A 17,607-nucleotide genomic window follows, 5' to 3' on the forward strand; every position below is an offset into this window, starting at 1 on the left:
CGGTTACTTGGAAGCGACCGTTTTCACCAACGCATGCACGCTGTCGGCGTCGAACTTCGGCTCAACCTTGATCTCGCCGGAGACAACCTTGGCCTGAAGATCTTCGATCTCCTTCCACACATTGTCCGGGATGTTCTTAGTCTTCAGAAGACGCAGGCTGCCGTCATCCAGTTTGATATTATAGTTATGGCTGCCGTATTTGCCATCTTTCAGGTCCTGAATCATCGCCGCATAAACGGGTTTCAGATCCCAAATGACAGAAGACAGAAGGAAGCCCTTGTCGATCGGGCTCTTGTCGCCGATGACGTCGATGAAATAGGCCTTGCCGCCATCCGTCGCAGGCGTGGTTTCAACGGCCTGCAACATGCCGAAGCTGGAACCGTTGCCCTGTCCGAAGATAACGTCCGCGCCGGAAGCGATAACCGTTTCCGTCACGCGCTTGCCGCCTGCGGCGTCCGCATAGGCAGCTGGTCCAATGACGGCATAACGAACTTCAACCGCCGGGTTTTCAGCCTTCACGCCCTGGGCAAAAGCAACCGACATGTTGTTCCACGATGGCGGCTCACCAGAAACGACGATACCGACGACCTTGGTGCGGCTGACCTTGGCGGCGAGACGACCGGCGAGATAAGCACCATCGCTACCGGCAGCGGTATAATCGGCCACTTTGCCTGCGGAAAGCTTGTCCGGGCTGTCGACAATCGCGACAGGAACCTTCATTTCCTCGCCGATTTCCGGCCCGGCAGTGTTGTAGCCGGAAGCATGCGCGATCAGCAGACCGGCGCCATCTTCGGCAAGCTCGCGCAGCGTTGGGCGCACGTCGCCATAGCCGAGATTTTCCGCAACCACGACCTTCACACCGGCAGCTTCGCCAGCGGCCTTGGCCGCGGCCACGCCCTGTTGGTTCCAGCCCATGTCGGTTCCCATTTCCGGGGCCAGAATAGCAATTGATTTGATATCTTCCGCCAATGCAGTACTGGCCATCCAGCCGCTTACTGCAAGAGCAAGCACAGCTTTACTTACTGTACTGATTCCCATTTTCTTCATTTTTTCGTTCCCTATTGTAGAATTTTGTTGACTATTTCTTACTCTCCGGTTGAATCTTAAGTACAAACGGGAGAACATTTTAAAAATGCGAATTCACCTTACCTTTCTTGTTACAACACTTCTTGGATTAAACACCGCGCAGGCCGCCATCGGCGGCCAGTCGCTCGACATTACGGTCGAGAACAGTGGAAAGACTTCACTGGCATGTTCGGCTGCTTTCGCGCACTGGTTCTCCGCCGATCTTGGCGAAGTTGCACCCGGCGCGAGCCGTTCATTCAGCTTTGGTGTCGATGTGAAGACGGGCAATGTCTTCCAGTTGAACTCGGTCGGCGACAAGATGGCCGTGCAGCGCATCTGGTGCGGGCACAAGGGCGATGACTGGGCAACACGCGCCGAAATTCCGATGGAGCGCCGCGCAGGCGTGACGCCGGAACCGGTGCATCTGCGCTGCGAGGCAGGCGTCAAGGCAACCCGATGCGCCGCCCCATAGCGGCGCTCGACCAAGCCCTGGATTAGGCGAATTGCCAATCTGTTACAGCCTCGCATCTGACCCCTCCATTTGGAACGAAGCGGGTCCGAAACGCAGATCACCGAAAGATCTCTGCTGCGCATGAACCTCACCCCGATTGACAGTGCGAGAATACGATAGCATGATCATACCGTAATACAATATTGAAAATCGACTAGCGGTGAATTTGCAGAAATCCTTACATCCATTTGGATATAAAGGAAAATTTCAATAACGCCCGCAGATCAGCATTCATAAGAGAGAGAAAATGCGAACAGCAATTGTTACCGGAGCGAGCCGCGGATTGGGGAAAGCCTCCGCTATCGGACTGGCAAAAGACGGGTTCGCGCTTGGTCTTTGCGCCCGTGATGCGGCAGCTCTGGAAGAGACTGCGGAGGCTGCACGCGCCGCTGGTGCGCCGGAAGTCGTCGTCATTGCCGCCGATCTTTCACAGCCGGGTGCTGCAGAAAAAGTTGTCGCCGATACGCTCGCCGTCACCGGACTGATCGATGCGCTGATCAACAATGCAGGCGCGACCAAGCGCGGCGACTTTCTGTCGCTCAGCGATGATGACTTTCTGGAGGGCTTTGCGCTCAAGTTTCATGCCACCGTGCGCTTTTGCCGAGCGGCATGGCCGGCCCTTGTCGAGAGCAAAGGCAGCATTGTGAATATATCCGGCGTCGGCGCGCATACGCCCGAGCCAGACTTCACGATTGGCGGCTCGGTCAACTCAGCCCTGATCAACTTTACAAAGGCGATTTCAAAGCGCGCCCAAGGCACCGGCATGCGGATCAATACGCTCTGCCCCGGCCATATCGTGACCGACCGGCTGCTGCGTCGTATCGAAGTGCTGGCGAAGGAACGGAATATTTCTCTGGATGCAGCACGCGATGCGCTGCGTGAAGCGCAAGGCATCCAGCGTTATGGAGAAGCCGATGAAGTTGCCGACGTTGTGCGCTTTCTATGCAGCCCTGCGGCTGCCTATGTGCATGGCACGGTCATCAATGTCGACGGTGGTGCGACGCCGGGAATATGATCCCGGCGCCAAACATCCGGTTTAAGAAGCGCTGGCCTCTTCGGCCAGCCGCTTGCGCAGAATGGCGATTGCGACTTTGCCCGCATTCATGACGTGATAAGCCGCCGCCCTGCGGGCTTCCTTGCCGCGTCTGGCTGCCAGATGGCCAACGACCTCTTCCAGCTCGGTGAGGCTTTCGCGCGTTCTGCCCGGCGCGCCGAGCGAAGTTGCGCGGAGAACCATGACGCGAGCGTTCAATGACGACAGCGTATGGCCCAGCGCCTCATTATGGGCACCGTAGATCAGGCAGTCGTAGAAAGCGTTCTTGGCCGTCAGCCGCTCCAGAGGATCGGTGATCTTATCGCTGTTCTTCAGCACTTCGAATGCTGCCTTCAGAGCTGCAATGTCATCATCGGTCGCATTTTGGGCGAACAGTTCGCAGGCAAGACCTTCCAGTTCGATACGCACCTGATAGATGCCCTCGGCCTGTTCAGGCTTCAGCCGCGCGACGATGGGACCGCGATGCGGCACCACTTCCACAAGGCCTTCACTCTCCAGCTGACGCAGCGCTTCGCGCACAGCCGTGCGGCTCACGCCAGTCATTTCACACAAATCACGTTCCGTGATGCGCTGCCCGGCGGTGAAATACCCAATCGCGATAGAGTTACGGATACTTTCTGTAACGCTATGACGGACAGGTGCTGCAGCCTTTATCACTTTGAAATCAATAGGTGGGTTTTTTCCGTTCATCAATATCGCCATAAGTTTGCGCCCCATAAGCGAAAAGCGGGCATATTACCGTATTACTATACGATAACTGCACTTTTTGAAAGCATCCCCTTGTTCTCTCTGCCCGTTTTAGGTGCAGAACGTTAAGCGGGTGCCTCTTCAATCACCGCCATCGCCGCTGCAACACCTGCGCCAACGTCGATATTTGGCACACCTGCCGCCTTGAGACCGCTTGCAATGGCGGCAACCGAGACGAGCGAATATGTCGGACGTGCTGTCGGCCCCATATGTCCGATGCGGGTCAGTTTGCCGAGCGTTTCACCGCGCCCAGACGAAAAGACAACTCCATAGCGGTCACGGATCGCCGCCCGCAGTTTGGCTTCATCCACCCCTTCCGGGATCGCCACAGCGGTACAGGTCGGCGACGCGATCTCTTCCCGTGCGGCCCAGAGCTTCAGACCGGCGGCCTGAATGCCTGCGCGGCAGGCCTTGGCAGTCCAGGCATGGCGCGCCCAGACGGCCTGTTCGCCCTCTTCCAGATAGAGGTCGAGCGCCGCATCCAGCCCATTGATTTCGGAAACAGATGGCGTGAAAGGGAAAGGCTTGTGAGCTTCATGGGCACGTTTCCAATCAATGATCGACAGGATGGAAGCCGTCGGCGCATCGGGATTGGACGCGATTTTCTCCCAGGCCGCATCGCTGACATGCAGGAGCGTTAGCCCGGGCGGGCAACCGAGACACTTGTTCGGACCGGTCACGAACATGTCGGCATGCGCCGTTTCAGGCAGCACATCCATGCCGCCGAATGCCGATACGGAATCGACGATGAACAATTTGCCAGCAGCCTGAACGACCGCGCCGATTTCCGCGACAGGATTGACCGTGCCGGATGGCGTATCGTGGTGGCAGATCGACACAATCGCAACATCAGGACGTTTTTTGAGGAAATCAGCCACAGCTTCGGCGGTCAGCACCTCATTATAAGGCACTTCCAGCTCGACCACTTCCTTCGCATAGCGCGCAGCCCAGAAGCCGAAGCCTTTTCCGTAGACGCCCGAAACGAGATTGAGCACCACATCGTTTCTGGCGATCAGCGAAGCGGCAGCCGCTTCCAGCCCAAGAACAGGCTCTCCATGCAGGATAACCGGCGGTGTTTTGGTGTGAAACACGCGCTGCACCTTGGCATTTACAGCCTCGTAGAACGCAAGAAATGCCGGGTCGTAATCATAAAGAACCGGCCGCGACAAGGCCCGCAATACAGCCGGATAGGCATCGACAGGGCCGGTGGTCAGCGTAAAAATCGGGTCGGCAATTTTTCCTGCATTCATTTCGCTCTCCCTTGCTTATGCATTTATCTCGATGCTCTATCTGACTCGCGCCAGGCTGAGAAATGAGGTGGCGTCGGCGGCATTCTCTATCCCTTCAAGGACAGCGATCAGCGCCTCGTCGTCAATTGCAATTCCGCGCCAGTCGATCTGCGCCTTGAATTTCCGTGCCAGTTCAGCGTTGCTCATTGGATGAGCCAGCCCGCCCTTGGCGCCATCGATCTTGCGCACCAGTTTGCGCCCATCTTCGAGCAGAACGCAAACCTCGACCGCTTCGAAAGAAAACGACGGATCATCGACGAAGGACAGTTTTTCACCCAGCGCCTTCAGTTCAGACTCGGCTACCGCGGCATCGGAGAAAGCCGCCAGATCGGCCTTGCCCCACAGTAAGCTGACCGCAACGGCATGTTGGGCGCTGACTTGCGCCAGCCGTCCGGTGGTAACGCCGGGCCTATCCGTGCGCTGGCGCAGCAATGGATGGCCGGTCAGTGTTACAGCGGTAATGGCATCGGCCCGCAGACCGCCCTCAACGTGCAGTTCAAGGCAAGCTTCAATCACCGGATTGAGCACCACACCGCATGGATAGGGCTTGAATGTGTTCTTCAGGATTTCCCAATCGCTGCCAAGTCCGCCGGTCAGCGCATCATAGTCCGGCGTATCGGAATGCAGAGCCAGAAAGCCGCGCGCACCCTCCAGCGGCTCCGCCGGGCCGGTATATCCGTCGGCGGCCAGCAAGGCAGACATGAGGCCTGCTCGTGCAGCCTGCCCTACGGAAAGGCTTTTGGACATAGTGCCCAGTGTTTCGACCGATCCGGATGCCTGTGCCAATGCATGACCCAGCGCATCAACGAGTTGCGACGGAGAAAGCCCCAGCAGCCGACCTGCTGCCAATGCGGCACCAAATGCCCCGCAGGTGGAAGTGATGTGCCAGCCGCGTGCATAATGAACCGGATGCAACGCATTGCCCAACCGGCACGTCACTTCCGCACCGAGCACGAAGGCCTCGATCAGCGCGGCGCCAGATACCGGACGCCCTTCCCCGGCCATGGCTTCGGCCAGCGCCAGAATGGCTGGTGCGACAGGTGCCGATGGATGAATGACTGTCGGCACATGCGTGTCGTCAAAGTCGAAAATATTGGCGGAAGCGGCATTGATATAGGCCGCCCAAAGCATGTCGGCACGCTCCGAGCGGCCAATGATGCTCGCTATCGCCGGTCCAGAAAAGGCTGGCAGCATGGCCATCAGCTTTTGTATCGCCGCTTCGTTCGAGCCGCCTATGGCCGTGCCGACCATATTGAGCAATGAGCGCCGCCCGGCAGCGCGCACTGCTTCCGGCAAAACTGTCGGTGCATGGACGAACGCCGCCAGAGTGAGGGTTAAACCTTTCATGTCACGCGCCAGCAGCTTTGCCGCGCACTTCGGCACCCGCCCATTTTTCAAGCGGGCGAATGATTGCGGTCATGTCGGCATCCGCACCGAGATCGGCCTTGGTGATCGAGAAGAGCATGCGCACCGCATTGCCCACCATCATCGGCACACCGAGCCGTTCGGCTTCTTCGAGACATAAACGGATATCCTTGAGCGACAAGCCAATTGCAAAGCCAAAATCGAAACCGCGCGGCAGTACGAAACGCGGTATTTTATCGGCGCTGGCGGAGGTTCGCCCGGAACCGGCATTCAGGACTTCGATCATGACATCGGCATCGAGACCAGCCTTGGCACCCATCACCATGGCTTCGGAGGTGATCGCCAATGCAGCAGCCGAGCAGATATTGTTGATAAGCTTCATCACCTGCGCCTTGCCCGGCTGTTCGGCAACACGGATCACCTTGCCAAGCGCGAGCAGCATCGGCTCCACGACCGAAAAATGCGCCGAAGGTCCCGCAGCCATAAGCGCAAGTGTGCCCTTCTTGGCGCCTGCGACACCGCCCGAAACCGGACTATCGATCAGGGCAATGCCCGCAGCTGACAATATTTCAGCAAGATCCATCTCGGCTTTCGGCCCGGTGGTCGACAAATCGACGACGCGTTTCACGATGCCGGGATTGGCCGCAATGCTGCGCCCGACAGCGATCACCACCTCGGGCGTGGGCAAAGACAGGAAGATCGTCTCTGCGCGAGCGGTCAATTCGCCGATGGTGCCAGCCTCTTCAGCCCCTGCGGCTACCAATGCGGCCACAGCCGCTTCGGCGCGGTCATTCACGGCAAGCTTGTAGCCTGCACCGATGATGCGCTCCGCCATTGGGCGTCCCATATTGCCAAGGCCGACAAAACCGACTTCACTCATTCCACTCTCCTGTTATCGCGGTCGCGCCATCAAGCAAACGACCAGCCATTATCCACCGGTATCGCCGCACCGTTGATTCCTTCGCTGGCAGCGCCGCAAAGGAACAGCGCCAAGGCGGTCACCGTCTCTATCGGAATAAATTTGCCACCCGGCTGACGGGTGGAAAGGAAAAGACGCGTCGCCTCTTCAGTGCTGATGCCTTTTTCCGCAGCCAGCTCTTCGATGCGGACAAGAGCAGAATCGGTCGCCATCAGTCCGGGACAGATCGCGTTGCAGGTGATCGCGGTCGAGGCCAGTTCCAGCGCGACCGTCCGCGTCAGGCCGACCATTGCGTGTTTGGTGGTGACATAATCCGCACGACCGGCAAGCGCGATGAGGCTGTAAACAGAAGCCATATTGACGATCCGCCCCCAACCCCGTGCCTGCATGCCCGGCAGACAGGCGCGAATCAGACGGAAAGGAGCGGACAGATTGACCTCCAGCGCCTTGTCCCAATCGGAATCGGCCAGCGCCTGCACCGGCGCCATTTTGCGAATGACCGCATTGTTGACCAGAATATCGATCCCACCCAACTGTTCGGTTGCAATGGCTGCAAGGTGATCGGCTGCACCGGTTTCAGACAGATCAACCACCGATGAGCCGACCGGCTGGCCTGTCTCACGGCTCAGAGCCGTCGCGGCATCACTCACTTCGGGCAGAATATCGGTGAGAAACACACGATCACCGGCCTTTGCAAAGCTGCGGGCCAGTTCCAGCCCGAGGCCAAGGGCCGAACCGGTAATCAGAACACCACGTCCTGTTGCAAGCGTCATCGCGCCAGTTCCTCCCATGTCAAACTTGGCGCAACGTCGAGCCGAACGACGATCCCCTCCAGTTCAGCCGAAGGTGCTGAATAGGCCTGCATAACTGCCGGATCGTGGCCCGGAACAATGTGATCGAGGCTTGGCGCCAGTTCGGTCAGTCGGGCATAGCCGCGAATAAGAGAGGCTTCATCGTAGAGCACGGGAAACGGATTACGACGCTCCATATTGGCGTAAAAATGCGTCGCATCGGAAGCCAGCACCACCCAGCCGCGCGCGGTATAGACGCGAACCGCCTGCAAACCGGCGCTGTGGCCCGGCACGGCATGAAGCCAGAAACCGGGCGAAAGTTCCCGGTCGCCCCGGTGAAATTCAATCCTGCCCGCATAGAGGCTGCGAATATAGGCGACAATGTTTTCAACATCGAAAGGAGCGCGCGCTTTCGCGTCGCACATGCAGGGACCGGTCGCGTGTCCCGCCTCATCAACCTGCAAATGAAAATGCGCTGCCGGAAAATCACCAAGCGTTCCCGCATGATCGTAGTGGAGATGTGTCAGCACGACCTGGGACACTTTGTCTGCATCCACGCCGAGAAATGCCAGCGCATCCACCGGCTTTCGCAGCAAGGTTCGCCCGCGCGCATCGGCAGCATCCTGTCCGAAGCCGGTATCGATGACGAAAACCTCGTCACCGCGCCGGGCGAGCCAAACGAAATAGTCGAGATCAGCTCCCGACTCATGCGGGTCAGAAACATGCAGAAAATTGTCTTTGATCGTTCGTCCGCCATGGGTGGCGTAACGCAAGGCATAAAGCTCGAAGGGCGCTATTTCCCCGTCAGATCCCGTTATCGGCTCCGCCATGATCCTCCCGCCCCACAAGCGCATTCGACGTTGATGCGCCGAACAATTTCATCTTAGCCTACAGTATGACCGTAATCTTGTCATACAATCTATTGACAGGTCAAGTCCGGCATGTCTAACCTTGGGTCAATAAGAAAGACAAAACCACGGGGACAAGCTGGCGCACTGCCACCTTAACGGAGAGATGTATGACTCGTCCTGAATTCAACGGTGAACAATTCCAGAAGGGGTTGAAGGTTCGGCGCGAAGTGCTTGGCGAGGCTTATGTCGCGCCATCGCTGGCCAATGCCGATGACCTGACCGCACCGCTTCAAAAGCTCGTCACCGAATGGTGCTGGGGTGAAATCTGGACCCGCCCCGGTCTCGAGCGCAAGACCCGCAGTTTTCTCAACCTCGCCATGCTGACGGCGCTGAACCGTCCGCATGAAATCAAGATCCACGTTCGCGGCGCACTGAACAATGGCGTGACCGAAAACGAGATCGTTGAGGTCATTCTTCAGGCCGCGATTTATTGCGGTGTGCCTGCCGCGCTCGACGCGATGCGTGTTGCTTCGGATGTGATCCGGCAAATGCGTGAAGAAAAGGCCGAAAGCGCCTGATTTATATAACCGGAACCGCTCCATAAAACCGGGGAACACCGGCGATTCCAATTGCAAATAGGAGGCCCAATGACACAGGGAACAGCTACAAAACCAGCCAGCACGCCGCATCGGCTGAAGACCGGCGCGGAGTATAAGGAATCCCTCAAGGACAACCGCCAGATCTGGGTCGGCGGTTCCAAACTGAACTCCGTCTATGACGAACCCGCGCTGGCCAAGGGCATCGACCTTCTGGCCTCGATGTTCGACGATCAGTTCACTGAAGAACATGCCGACGCCACCACCTATTACGACGAAAAGGCCGGCGCTGTTCTGAGCCGTTCGTGGCAGATTCCACGCACCAAGGAAGACCTAACTGCCCGCCGCCGCATGATCGAATATACGTCGCTCAAGACCGCAGGCACCTTCGGACGCCCGCCAGATCTCGCGCCGTCCATCGTTGTTGGTCTCTATGCCTATCTACCGACTTTCAAGAAGAAGAAGTCGCTCATCGACGGCATTGATCCGGACTTCGCCGAAAACATCGAACGCTACATGGAATACGGTCAGAACAACAATCTGACCGCGTCGGAAAGCCTCGCCGGACCGCAGGCCGACCGCTCGTCGCCCAAGGCTTCCGAAGCCTCGCTCCTGAAGGCGCGTAAGGTCACGAAGGACGGCGTCTATATCTATGGCGCCAAGACTGTCGGTTCGATTGCGGCTCAGGCCAATGATATTTTCTTCACCAATCTCGGCGGCATTCAGGAAACCCCTGCGGATGCCTGCATCTGGGGTTCGGTGCCAATCGACACGCCCGGCATCAAGATGATCTCGCGTGAAATGGTCTCGCAGCCATTGTCGAGCAAGTTCGACCATCCGGTGTCGAGCCTTGGCGAAGAAGCTGACCAGTTCATCGTGTTCGACAATGTTTTCGTGCCGAAGGAACGGCTCTTCAACCTCGGCGATCCGACGGCGATGAGCTATTACGGCCCGGTCTGCGTTTTTGCACACTGGCATGTCCTCACCCGTCTCGCGGTGAAGGCTGAACTGTTCGTCGGTGCAGGCCAGATGGTTCTTGATTATCTCGGCACCGGCAAAATTCCGGCTGTTCAGATGATGCTGGGCCAGTTGGTCGAATATGCGCAGACGCTCCGCGCCTTCGTCACCGCTGCCGAAGCGCTGGCTGTCCCGACCGAAGGCGATGTCATGCGCCCCGATGTCGGCATGCTGACCGCCGGTCGCCTCTATTCTATCGAAAACTACCCGAAGATCATCCATATCCTTCAGGAACTGTGTGGTCAGGGTCTGGTGATGCGTTTTGGCAAGAAGGCGTTCGACAATCCGGAAGTCGGCCACTTCCTGCATGAACTGCTGCCTGGACATGGCGTATCGGCCATGGTCAAGGAACAGCTGATGAATTTCATCTGGGACATGACCTCCGGTTCGCTGGCAGGCCGCGTTGCACTGTTTGAAAACGTCAACGCCACACCGGCTCCGGCCCTGCGCGCCCGACTATATAATGAAGTCAAGCGCGACGGTTATGTCGCCCAGGTGAAGAAGATCGCCGGGATCGAGTAAAGCTCTGACGACCCCGCCTGATGCCAATCGGGCGGGGTTTTTTCTTTCGCGACATGTTGGAGATTGCGATGGACCAGTCCTCGCTTATCGACCGCTTTTATAGCGCTTACACTTCGCGCGATGCCGAGGGAGCGGCTTCGCTTTATCACGCCGATGGCTGGCACGAGGAAGTCGCCATGGCGAAACGCCGCCAGGGACACGCCGCTCTGGCTGAGGGGCTGACCGGCTTCTGGCGCATGCTGCCCGATGTTGCATGGGAACGGCGCGGCTATATTCGCTCGGGCAATCAGGTTGCTGTTCCCTATTACATGACCGGGACCTTCACGCCGCGCGGCGACAATGTTGAACCACGCCAGATCGCGCTTGACGGTCTGCATATATTCGAGTTCCAGGACGGTCTGCTGGCGGGCACCAAGGACATGTGGGACCTCGATCTTTTCAAAGCGCAGATGAGTTGAGACGATGAATGATCTGGCGAAACTCGACGGCATCGCGATTGCCGGTCTGATCTCCAGCAAAGAGATCAGCGCAAGCGAAGTCCTCGAAACCACTATCGAACGGATCGAGCGGCTCAACCCGCAGCTCAATGCCGTCGTGCATCCGCATTACGATCTCGCGCGCAAGCAGGTCGCCGACGGCTTGGCCAAAAGCCCGCTTTCGGGCGTTCCGATGCTGTTGAAGAACACCGGCTTCGAAGCGGAAGGCATGCTCCTGTCGAGCGGGTCGGAACTGCTGCGCAATGTCGTCAGCAAACGCGATTCCACCATCACCGCGCGCTATAAAGCGGCGGGCATGGTGATTGTCGGCAAGTCCAATACGCCGGAATTTGCGCTCAGCTTCACCACAGAATCCGACGCCTTCGGCCCGACCCGCAATCCATGGGATATCAACCGCACGGCGGGCGGCTCGTCCGGCGGCTCGACTGCGGCTGTCGCCAGCGGCATGGTGTCGCTTGCCAACAGTTCGGACGGTGCGGGTTCCACACGCCTGCCTGCCAGCCATTGCGGTCTTTTCGGGTTCAAGCCGTCGCGGCTGATCAATCCCGTTGGTCCTGCTGCCGCTGAAGCCATTGGCGGCATGTCCACACCACACGCCGTTACCTGGTCGGTGCGAGACAATGCAGCCATGCTTGACGTGACAGGCGGCAGCGATCTTGGCGACCCATGGGCGTCTCCAGCCACGCCGGGCAGCTATCTGGCAGCGCTCGACAAAACACTGCCTCGCCTCAAGGTCGCGATGATTGTCGTTGCACCAGACGGCAGTCCTATTGATCCAGAAATGGTCGAAACTGTGCGCGCCACCGCGCGGTTGCTGGAAGACCTCGGGCACAGCGTCGAAGAAGTTGCAGATGCAGGCTATGACGCGGAAGCACTGAAAGCGGCATGGCGCATCATCGTTGGTGTCAACGTGGCTTTGGGTGTCAGCGGCGGTGATGCAGCCTCTGCCAACATCGCCAAGCTTGAACCCGTCAATCAGCAATGGGTCCGCGAAGCGCTGGCAATACCCGGCACCCGTTATTTGTGGGCCGTCAACCAGCTTCACGCTTCGGCGCGCGCGCTCGGGCGGTTCTTCAGCACATATGACGTCATGCTGACCCCGGCTGCGGCAGAAACCGCGCCGCTATTGGGCAAGCTTGCCGGTCAGGGCAAAAACATCGACGAATTCTACGATCTGTTCTGGTCGCATTCGCCCTTCACTGCCGTTTTCAACACATCCGGCTGCCCGGCAATGTCGGTTCCCCTCGGCATGAGTACCCATGGCCTGCCCATTGGCTCCCATCTCGGTGCGGCCTTTGGAAACGACGCATTGCTTTTCGCGCTGGCTGCGGAGCTTGAACGCGCCGCTCCGTGGATCGACCGGCGCCCTTCCATATTTGGCTGAGGAAATGTTTGATGAACAACTCTGAAATCCTTGCCCTTGATGCTCGCGACATCGCTGCTGCCGTAGCCTCCGGTGCTCTCACCACCCGTGCAGTCACAGAAGCCTATCTTGAATGCATTGCGGACAGAGACGGTCCGGTCATGGCGTGGCAGCATCTTGATGCCGCGCGGGCGCGCGCTGCCGCCGATGCGATGGATGCATCTCGAGCCAAGGGAGCGTTGGCTGGCGTCCCGATTGGCGTCAAGGACGTCATCGACACAGCCGACATGCCCACGGGCTATGGCACAAGCATCTATGAGGGCTTTCAGCCGCCATGGGATGCGCCAGCCGTGCAGATCACCCGCAATGCAGGCGGCTTGATCCTGGGCAAGACGGTTAGCACGGAACTTGCCATGGCAAGCCCGAACAAGACCCGCAACCCGCACAATCCGGCCCATACGCCGGGCGGATCGTCATCAGGTTCCTGTGCTGCCGTTGCCGCTGGCATGGTGCCTCTGGCCTATGGCACACAGACTTCCGGTTCGGTTATTCGCCCTGCAAGCTTTTGCGGCGTGACGGCCTTCAAGCCGACCTTCGGAGCGATCAACACGGCGGGGATCAAGGTACTCTGCCACGGGCTGGATACGCTCGGCATTCTCAGCCGCAACATTGGCGATGCCGCCCATTGCGCCGCAGTGCTGACCGGTAAATCCGAACTGGCCACCCTCACAGCACCGGCGCGCCCTCGCATCGGCGTCCTCCTCGGCACCCGTCTCGAAAAAGCGGAAGCCTATGCGATCGACATCGTCAACCGGCTGGCGTCCGTCGCGGAAGCATCCGGCGCAGACGTAACCGTGCTGGCCGCTCCGTCCTGGTTCGACGGCATTTTCGACCTGCATGAAGCCGTCATGGGCTGGGAAGTGACCCAGTCACTCGTCTCCGAGACCAGCCGCCATTGGGATCGGCTTACACCCGTTACCCGGGCCATGATGGAAGATCAGGGTCGCGTTGATGAAGCCCGCTATCGTGCTGCCATGGGCGAAATTCCAGGCATCCGCCTGATGATGGACGCGATCCTCTCGCGTTTCGATGCGGTGCTGACGCTGGCCGCTCCGGGCGAAGCGCCGGAAGGAACGCCGACTGGCGACCCGATTTTCAACCGGCTGTGGAGTGTCCTGCATGTGCCGCTCATCTGTCTCCCCGCAGGCAAAGGCCCCAAGGGATTGCCAGTCGGCGTCCAGCTTGTCGGCGCGCGCGGCGCCGACCACCGGCTTGCCTCAGCAGCGCTCTTTCTTGAAACCGTGCTTGCTGCAAAAGGAGGCACCCTATGATCCAACCAGCCACCGATCAACTGACCGATGATTTTCGCTCCGCCATGCGCCAGCTTGCGGCGACGGTGAACATCATTACCGCCGGTGAAGGCGATCAACGGCGCGGCCTGACGGCAACTGCCGTCTGCTCCATGTCGCTGACGCCGCCTTCCATGCTTGTCTGTGTCAATCGCTTCGGCGAGGCGCACAAGGCGATCACCTCGGCGGGCAGCTTCTGCGTCAGTATTCTCGCCGACCGCCAGCGTGAAGTCGCCATGCGTTTCGCAGGCCAGATCGGCCATATCGGTGAAGACAAATTTGCGCCCTATCGCTGGACAAGCCTTGCGACGGGTGCTCCGGCTCTTGATGACGCCATGGCCAATCTCGATTGCGAGATCGTCACGGTTTCCGAGACGGACAGCCATTCGATTTTCATCGGCAATGTAAAGGCCATTCGCTTCGGACCTGAAACATCGCCGCTGCTGCACTACAACCGCAACTTTTTCACACTGGCAAACCAAAACGCACTCTAGAGCTGTTCCAGCAGAGGTTGAATCGTAATAACCGCTCTAGCCTTTTGTTTTGTCGCACATCTTATCCGAAAACCGCTTCGCACTTTCGGGATGTGCTCTAGCAACCCGACAGAGTGGGAACCAGCTGCACCAGAATAAACACAATAACAAATAGATAGAGCACATTCTTCATCGGGACTGGCCGAGTGCTCTCTGGTGCAGCCACAATGTCAAACGGGCAGACGCCCAATGGAGGTATCATATCATGTCAATCAGCGACGCTCAGTTCCTGAAGGGCTGGAGACAGGTGCTCGAAATGTGCAACCTGAAAGCTGGCGAACAGGTTACCATTCTGACGAGTGACGACAGCAACAAGCAGATCGCCTATATCGCCAAGCTTGCGGCTTCCGATCTTGGAGCGGTTGTCACCGAACTGAACCTTGCTCCGGTCAATGCCGAAAAAGCGATTTCGCCTGACAAGTCTGGCTATATCGGCAAGACGCCACTCGACGGCAATTCGGCAGCGCTGGCCTGCCTCATGGCGTCCGACATGGTCATCGACACATTGCAGCTTCTGTTTTCCAAGGAACAGGAAGAAGTATTGAAGACCGGCACGCGCATGCTGCTGGCGGTGGAACCACCGGCAATCATGATGCGCCAGATTCCGCGCCCGGAAGACAAGCTGCGCGTTCTCGCTGCCGCCAAGAAGATCGGCGCGGCCAAGGAAATGCACGTGACCTCGAAAGCCGGCACGGATTTTCGTTGCCGCCTCGGGCAATATCCGGTTCTCACGCAATATGGTTTGGCCGATGAGCCGGGCCGCTGGGACCACTGGCCGAGCTGCTTTTCGGCTCGCTGGCCGGATGAAGGCAGCGCCGAAGGCACCATCGTCATCGACGAAGGCGACATCCTGCTGCCGTTCAAAAAATACGCTCGCGCGCCAATTACGGTGACCATCGAAAAGGGCTTTATCGTCGATATCAAAGGTGGTTACGACGCCGAGTTCATGCGTAAGTTCATGGACAGCTTCAATGATACCCGCGCCTATGCCATGGCCCATGTCGGCTGGGGCCTGGAAAACCGCGCCAACTGGACGGTGCTCGGCCTTTACAACCCCGAGGCACAACTTGGCATGGATGCGCGCTCGTTCGCAGGCAATTTCCTGTGGTCGTCGGGTCCAAATACCGAAGCCGGCGGCGATCGCGATACGCCATGCCATCTCGATATTCCGTTGCGCAACTGCTCTGTCTCTCTCGATGGCGAAGTCATGACACTGGAAGGCGTTGTCATTCCTGCGGATCAGAAGTAAGGCCATGGCACAATACAACGTGGCAATTATCGGCGCTGGCTCTGCTGGCGCCCTTCTCGCCGCACGGCTGAGCGAAGATCCAGCACGGCAAGTCGTGCTGATCGAGGCCGGTGGCGAGCCGACAGACCCCGATATCTGGAAACCGGCCATGTGGCCCGCGATCCAGCATCGCCCTTATGATTGGGATTATAATACCGTCCCACAGTCGGGTGCCGCCGGTCGCAGTTTCGCTTGGGCACGCGGCAAGGCGTTGGGTGGCTCCAGCCTGCTGCATGCCATGGGTTATATGCGCGGCCATCCCGCCGACTTTGCTGCCTGGGCGGAAGCGACGGGCGATAAGCGCTGGAGTTGGGAAGGCTTGCAGAAAGCCTTCAAGGCAAACGAAGACCACGCACTGGGCGGCGATGGTATCCACGGCAAGGGCGGCCCGATGCCGGTATGGATACCGGACGAGGAGGTCAGCCCCCTGACCCGCGCCTTCATCGAAGCGGGTGCCGCACTTGGCCTGCCCCGCATTCCCGGTCACAGCACCGGGCAGATGATGGGTGTTACGCCGAACTCGCTGATGATCCGCGATGGCCGACGCGTAACGGTCGCCGAAGCATGGCTGACGCCAAGCGTGCGTGCGCTTCCCAACCTGACGATACTGACAGGCACAAAGACCCGACATCTCAGTTTCGACAATGCTCGTGCCACTGGTCTTGAGATTATCGGCCCGGAAGGTCTATCCACGATCACTGCCGATAAGATCATCCTTTCAGCGGGTTCGCTGGAAGGCCCCGCCCTTCTCATGCGTTCGGGCATTGGACCGGAAGACGTGTTGCATGAGGCTGGCGTGACCTGCCGTCTCAAAGCGCCTGAGCTGGGCCGCAATCTGATGGATCACCTGCTTGGCGCAGGCAATCTCTACGCTACCAGACAAAAGCTGGCACCATCCCGTCTGCAACATTCGGAGAGCATGGCCTATATGCGTGCCGATGGCACTGCGACGGACGGCCAGCCCGAAATCGTCGTCGGATGCGGCGTTGCGCCCATTGTGTCGGAACTTTTCACGGCGCCAGCATCGGGCAGCGCCTATTCCTTCCTGTTCGGCGTTACGCATCCCACAAGCCGTGGTGAAATACGCATAACCGGCGCAGGTCTGGACGATCCCCTTAGGATCGACCCCAAATATCTCCAGACCGAGAACGACCGGCGATTGTTTCGGGCTGCCCTCGCGGCAGCGCGGGAAATTGGCCATCGCCCCGAACTCGATGAATGGCGCGATCACGAAATTCTCCCCGGAGCGGTGGAAACCGAGGATGATATCGACGCCTTCATCGCCAAGGCTGCCATCACGCATCACCACCCGTCAGGAACCTGCCGTATGGGCAACGACGATGCCGCAGTGGTCGATCCCGATTTGCGGCTGAATGGGTTGGATAACGTCTATGTCGTGGATGGCTCCGTTCTGCCGAGCCTGACCGCTGGTCCCATCCACGCGGCCATTCAGGCCATCGCCGAGCGCTTTGCCTGCGACTTCATCGGCAAGGCGACTTAGCTAACAGGGCGCGTTCGCTGTTCCAGCCCGGTGCGCCCAATTTTCCTGCCAAGCGGCGAATTTACGATAGTTTTTGGCCTCGTGGCACAAAACCTTGGAAAAAGCCAATAATCTTAGGACGCATTTGCGCTGCGAGTATTTCATACTGTTACCTGATCTAACCCTCTCATCTTCGCGACTCCAAAACATGGTCTAGAGAGGGTGATTGTGTTGTCGCTTACTTCATAGGGCGGACAATGGCCGTATATCCAGCCATCTGATTGCCAGTCAGAGTTTCGCGTATCTCGCTCCTGCCCGGATCGCGTTCCAATAAAGAAGCGCTGAGTTACATACAGATTCCAGTTGAATG

17 protein-coding genes are annotated in these 17,607 nt (G+C 58.6%); 10 read left to right on the forward strand and 7 right to left on the reverse strand.

Features of this window, described 5'->3' with window-relative positions; all coding sequences use genetic code 11:
* Positions 1 to 3 precede the first annotated feature (3 nt).
* Positions 4 to 1,047: a putative B6 ABC transporter substrate-binding protein gene (locus tag D8666_RS21610; RefSeq protein ID WP_121539377.1), complete on the reverse strand. Its 1,044-nt coding sequence runs from the start codon at positions 1,045 to 1,047 to the stop codon at positions 4 to 6.
* A gap of 85 nt (positions 1,048 to 1,132) precedes the next feature.
* Here D8666_RS21610 and D8666_RS21615 point away from each other — a divergent pair, with 85 nt between their 5' ends.
* Both D8666_RS21615 and D8666_RS21620 read left to right on the forward strand, forming a co-directional pair.
* Complete coding sequence (locus tag D8666_RS21615; RefSeq protein ID WP_121539378.1) at positions 1,133 to 1,537, forward strand: hypothetical protein; 405 nt, start codon at positions 1,133 to 1,135, stop codon at positions 1,535 to 1,537.
* A 286-nt stretch (positions 1,538 to 1,823) separates the two neighbouring features.
* The gene (locus tag D8666_RS21620) at positions 1,824 to 2,591 is read left to right on the forward strand and encodes an SDR family oxidoreductase (protein ID WP_121539379.1); all 768 of its coding nucleotides are present in this window, start codon (positions 1,824 to 1,826) and stop codon (positions 2,589 to 2,591) included.
* A 21-nt stretch (positions 2,592 to 2,612) separates the two neighbouring features.
* Here the strand turns inward: D8666_RS21620 and D8666_RS21625 are convergent, their stop codons facing one another.
* From D8666_RS21625 to D8666_RS21650, 6 genes are all read right to left on the reverse strand, one after another.
* On the reverse strand, positions 2,613 to 3,347 hold the full coding sequence (locus D8666_RS21625; RefSeq protein WP_121539380.1) for a GntR family transcriptional regulator: 735 nt from the start codon (positions 3,345 to 3,347) through the stop codon (positions 2,613 to 2,615).
* A gap of 95 nt (positions 3,348 to 3,442) precedes the next feature.
* Positions 3,443 to 4,627 carry a pyridoxamine--pyruvate transaminase gene (gene ppaT, locus D8666_RS21630; RefSeq protein ID WP_121539381.1) on the reverse strand — a complete coding sequence of 395 codons (1,185 nt, stop codon included), beginning with the start codon at positions 4,625 to 4,627 and terminating at the stop codon, positions 3,443 to 3,445.
* Positions 4,628 to 4,663: 36 nt separating this feature from the next.
* A complete protein-coding gene (locus D8666_RS21635; RefSeq protein ID WP_121539397.1) occupies positions 4,664 to 6,013 on the reverse strand; it encodes an MmgE/PrpD family protein in 1,350 nt (449 codons plus the stop codon).
* A gap of 1 nt (position 6,014) precedes the next feature.
* The gene (locus D8666_RS21640; RefSeq protein WP_121539382.1) at positions 6,015 to 6,911 is read right to left on the reverse strand and encodes an NAD(P)-dependent oxidoreductase; all 897 of its coding nucleotides are present in this window, start codon (positions 6,909 to 6,911) and stop codon (positions 6,015 to 6,017) included.
* A 29-nt stretch (positions 6,912 to 6,940) separates the two neighbouring features.
* A complete protein-coding gene (locus tag D8666_RS21645) occupies positions 6,941 to 7,723 on the reverse strand; it encodes an SDR family oxidoreductase (RefSeq protein WP_167836155.1) in 783 nt (260 codons plus the stop codon).
* A complete protein-coding gene (locus D8666_RS21650; RefSeq protein ID WP_121539384.1) occupies positions 7,720 to 8,571 on the reverse strand; it encodes an N-acyl homoserine lactonase family protein in 852 nt (283 codons plus the stop codon). The genes D8666_RS21645 and D8666_RS21650 overlap by 4 nt, the downstream gene beginning before the upstream one ends.
* Positions 8,572 to 8,759: 188 nt before the next feature.
* On the opposite strand from D8666_RS21650, the gene D8666_RS21655 reads away from it, so the two are divergent.
* The 8 genes from D8666_RS21655 (at position 8,760) to D8666_RS21690 (ending at position 17,258) form a co-directional block, all read left to right on the forward strand.
* Positions 8,760 to 9,170, forward strand: a complete 411-nt coding sequence (locus D8666_RS21655) for a carboxymuconolactone decarboxylase family protein (RefSeq protein WP_121539385.1) — start codon at positions 8,760 to 8,762, stop codon at positions 9,168 to 9,170.
* 69 nt (positions 9,171 to 9,239) lie between these two features.
* Positions 9,240 to 10,727 carry a 4-hydroxyphenylacetate 3-hydroxylase N-terminal domain-containing protein gene (locus tag D8666_RS21660; RefSeq protein WP_121539386.1) on the forward strand — a complete coding sequence of 496 codons (1,488 nt, stop codon included), beginning with the start codon at positions 9,240 to 9,242 and terminating at the stop codon, positions 10,725 to 10,727.
* A 68-nt stretch (positions 10,728 to 10,795) separates the two neighbouring features.
* On the forward strand, positions 10,796 to 11,185 hold the full coding sequence (locus D8666_RS21665) for a nuclear transport factor 2 family protein (RefSeq protein ID WP_167836156.1): 390 nt from the start codon (positions 10,796 to 10,798) through the stop codon (positions 11,183 to 11,185).
* A 4-nt stretch (positions 11,186 to 11,189) separates the two neighbouring features.
* The gene (locus D8666_RS21670; RefSeq protein WP_121539388.1) at positions 11,190 to 12,608 is read left to right on the forward strand and encodes an amidase; all 1,419 of its coding nucleotides are present in this window, start codon (positions 11,190 to 11,192) and stop codon (positions 12,606 to 12,608) included.
* An 11-nt stretch (positions 12,609 to 12,619) separates the two neighbouring features.
* On the forward strand, positions 12,620 to 13,918 hold the full coding sequence (locus tag D8666_RS21675; protein WP_121539389.1) for an amidase: 1,299 nt from the start codon (positions 12,620 to 12,622) through the stop codon (positions 13,916 to 13,918).
* Complete coding sequence (locus D8666_RS21680; protein ID WP_121539390.1) at positions 13,915 to 14,430, forward strand: flavin reductase family protein; 516 nt, start codon at positions 13,915 to 13,917, stop codon at positions 14,428 to 14,430. Before D8666_RS21675 ends, D8666_RS21680 begins: the two co-directional genes overlap by 4 nt.
* Positions 14,431 to 14,674: 244 nt before the next feature.
* Positions 14,675 to 15,718: a 2,5-dihydroxypyridine 5,6-dioxygenase NicX family protein gene (locus D8666_RS21685; protein ID WP_121539391.1), complete on the forward strand. Its 1,044-nt coding sequence runs from the start codon at positions 14,675 to 14,677 to the stop codon at positions 15,716 to 15,718.
* 4 nt (positions 15,719 to 15,722) lie between these two features.
* Positions 15,723 to 17,258, forward strand: coding sequence for a GMC family oxidoreductase (locus D8666_RS21690; protein WP_121539392.1), 1,536 nt, complete (start codon positions 15,723 to 15,725; stop codon positions 17,256 to 17,258).
* Positions 17,259 to 17,607: the final 349 nt, after the last annotated feature.

The organism is Ochrobactrum soli, from assembly GCF_003664555.1.
Lineage (GTDB): Bacteria > Pseudomonadota > Alphaproteobacteria > Rhizobiales > Rhizobiaceae > Brucella > Brucella teleogrylli.

Bases quoted from the DNA above. Each gene is read 5' to 3' on its own strand.
- D8666_RS21610 (WP_121539377.1), bottom strand. From the start codon at position 1,047: ATGAAGAAAATGGGAATCAGTACAGTAAGTAAAGCTGTGCTTGCTCTT.
- D8666_RS21615 (WP_121539378.1), top strand. From the start codon at position 1,133: ATGCGAATTCACCTTACCTTTCTTGTTACAACACTTCTTGGATTAAAC.
- D8666_RS21620 (WP_121539379.1), top strand. From the start codon at position 1,824: ATGCGAACAGCAATTGTTACCGGAGCGAGCCGCGGATTGGGGAAAGCC.
- D8666_RS21625 (WP_121539380.1), bottom strand. From the start codon at position 3,347: ATGGGGCGCAAACTTATGGCGATATTGATGAACGGAAAAAACCCACCT.
- ppaT (WP_121539381.1), bottom strand. From the start codon at position 4,627: ATGAATGCAGGAAAAATTGCCGACCCGATTTTTACGCTGACCACCGGC.
- D8666_RS21635 (WP_121539397.1), bottom strand. From the start codon at position 6,013: ATGAAAGGTTTAACCCTCACTCTGGCGGCGTTCGTCCATGCACCGACA.
- D8666_RS21640 (WP_121539382.1), bottom strand. From the start codon at position 6,911: ATGAGTGAAGTCGGTTTTGTCGGCCTTGGCAATATGGGACGCCCAATG.
- D8666_RS21645 (WP_167836155.1), bottom strand. From the start codon at position 7,723: ATGACGCTTGCAACAGGACGTGGTGTTCTGATTACCGGTTCGGCCCTT.
- D8666_RS21650 (WP_121539384.1), bottom strand. From the start codon at position 8,571: ATGGCGGAGCCGATAACGGGATCTGACGGGGAAATAGCGCCCTTCGAG.
- D8666_RS21655 (WP_121539385.1), top strand. From the start codon at position 8,760: ATGACTCGTCCTGAATTCAACGGTGAACAATTCCAGAAGGGGTTGAAG.
- D8666_RS21660 (WP_121539386.1), top strand. From the start codon at position 9,240: ATGACACAGGGAACAGCTACAAAACCAGCCAGCACGCCGCATCGGCTG.
- D8666_RS21665 (WP_167836156.1), top strand. From the start codon at position 10,796: ATGGACCAGTCCTCGCTTATCGACCGCTTTTATAGCGCTTACACTTCG.
- D8666_RS21670 (WP_121539388.1), top strand. From the start codon at position 11,190: ATGAATGATCTGGCGAAACTCGACGGCATCGCGATTGCCGGTCTGATC.
- D8666_RS21675 (WP_121539389.1), top strand. From the start codon at position 12,620: ATGAACAACTCTGAAATCCTTGCCCTTGATGCTCGCGACATCGCTGCT.
- D8666_RS21680 (WP_121539390.1), top strand. From the start codon at position 13,915: ATGATCCAACCAGCCACCGATCAACTGACCGATGATTTTCGCTCCGCC.
- D8666_RS21685 (WP_121539391.1), top strand. From the start codon at position 14,675: ATGTCAATCAGCGACGCTCAGTTCCTGAAGGGCTGGAGACAGGTGCTC.
- D8666_RS21690 (WP_121539392.1), top strand. From the start codon at position 15,723: ATGGCACAATACAACGTGGCAATTATCGGCGCTGGCTCTGCTGGCGCC.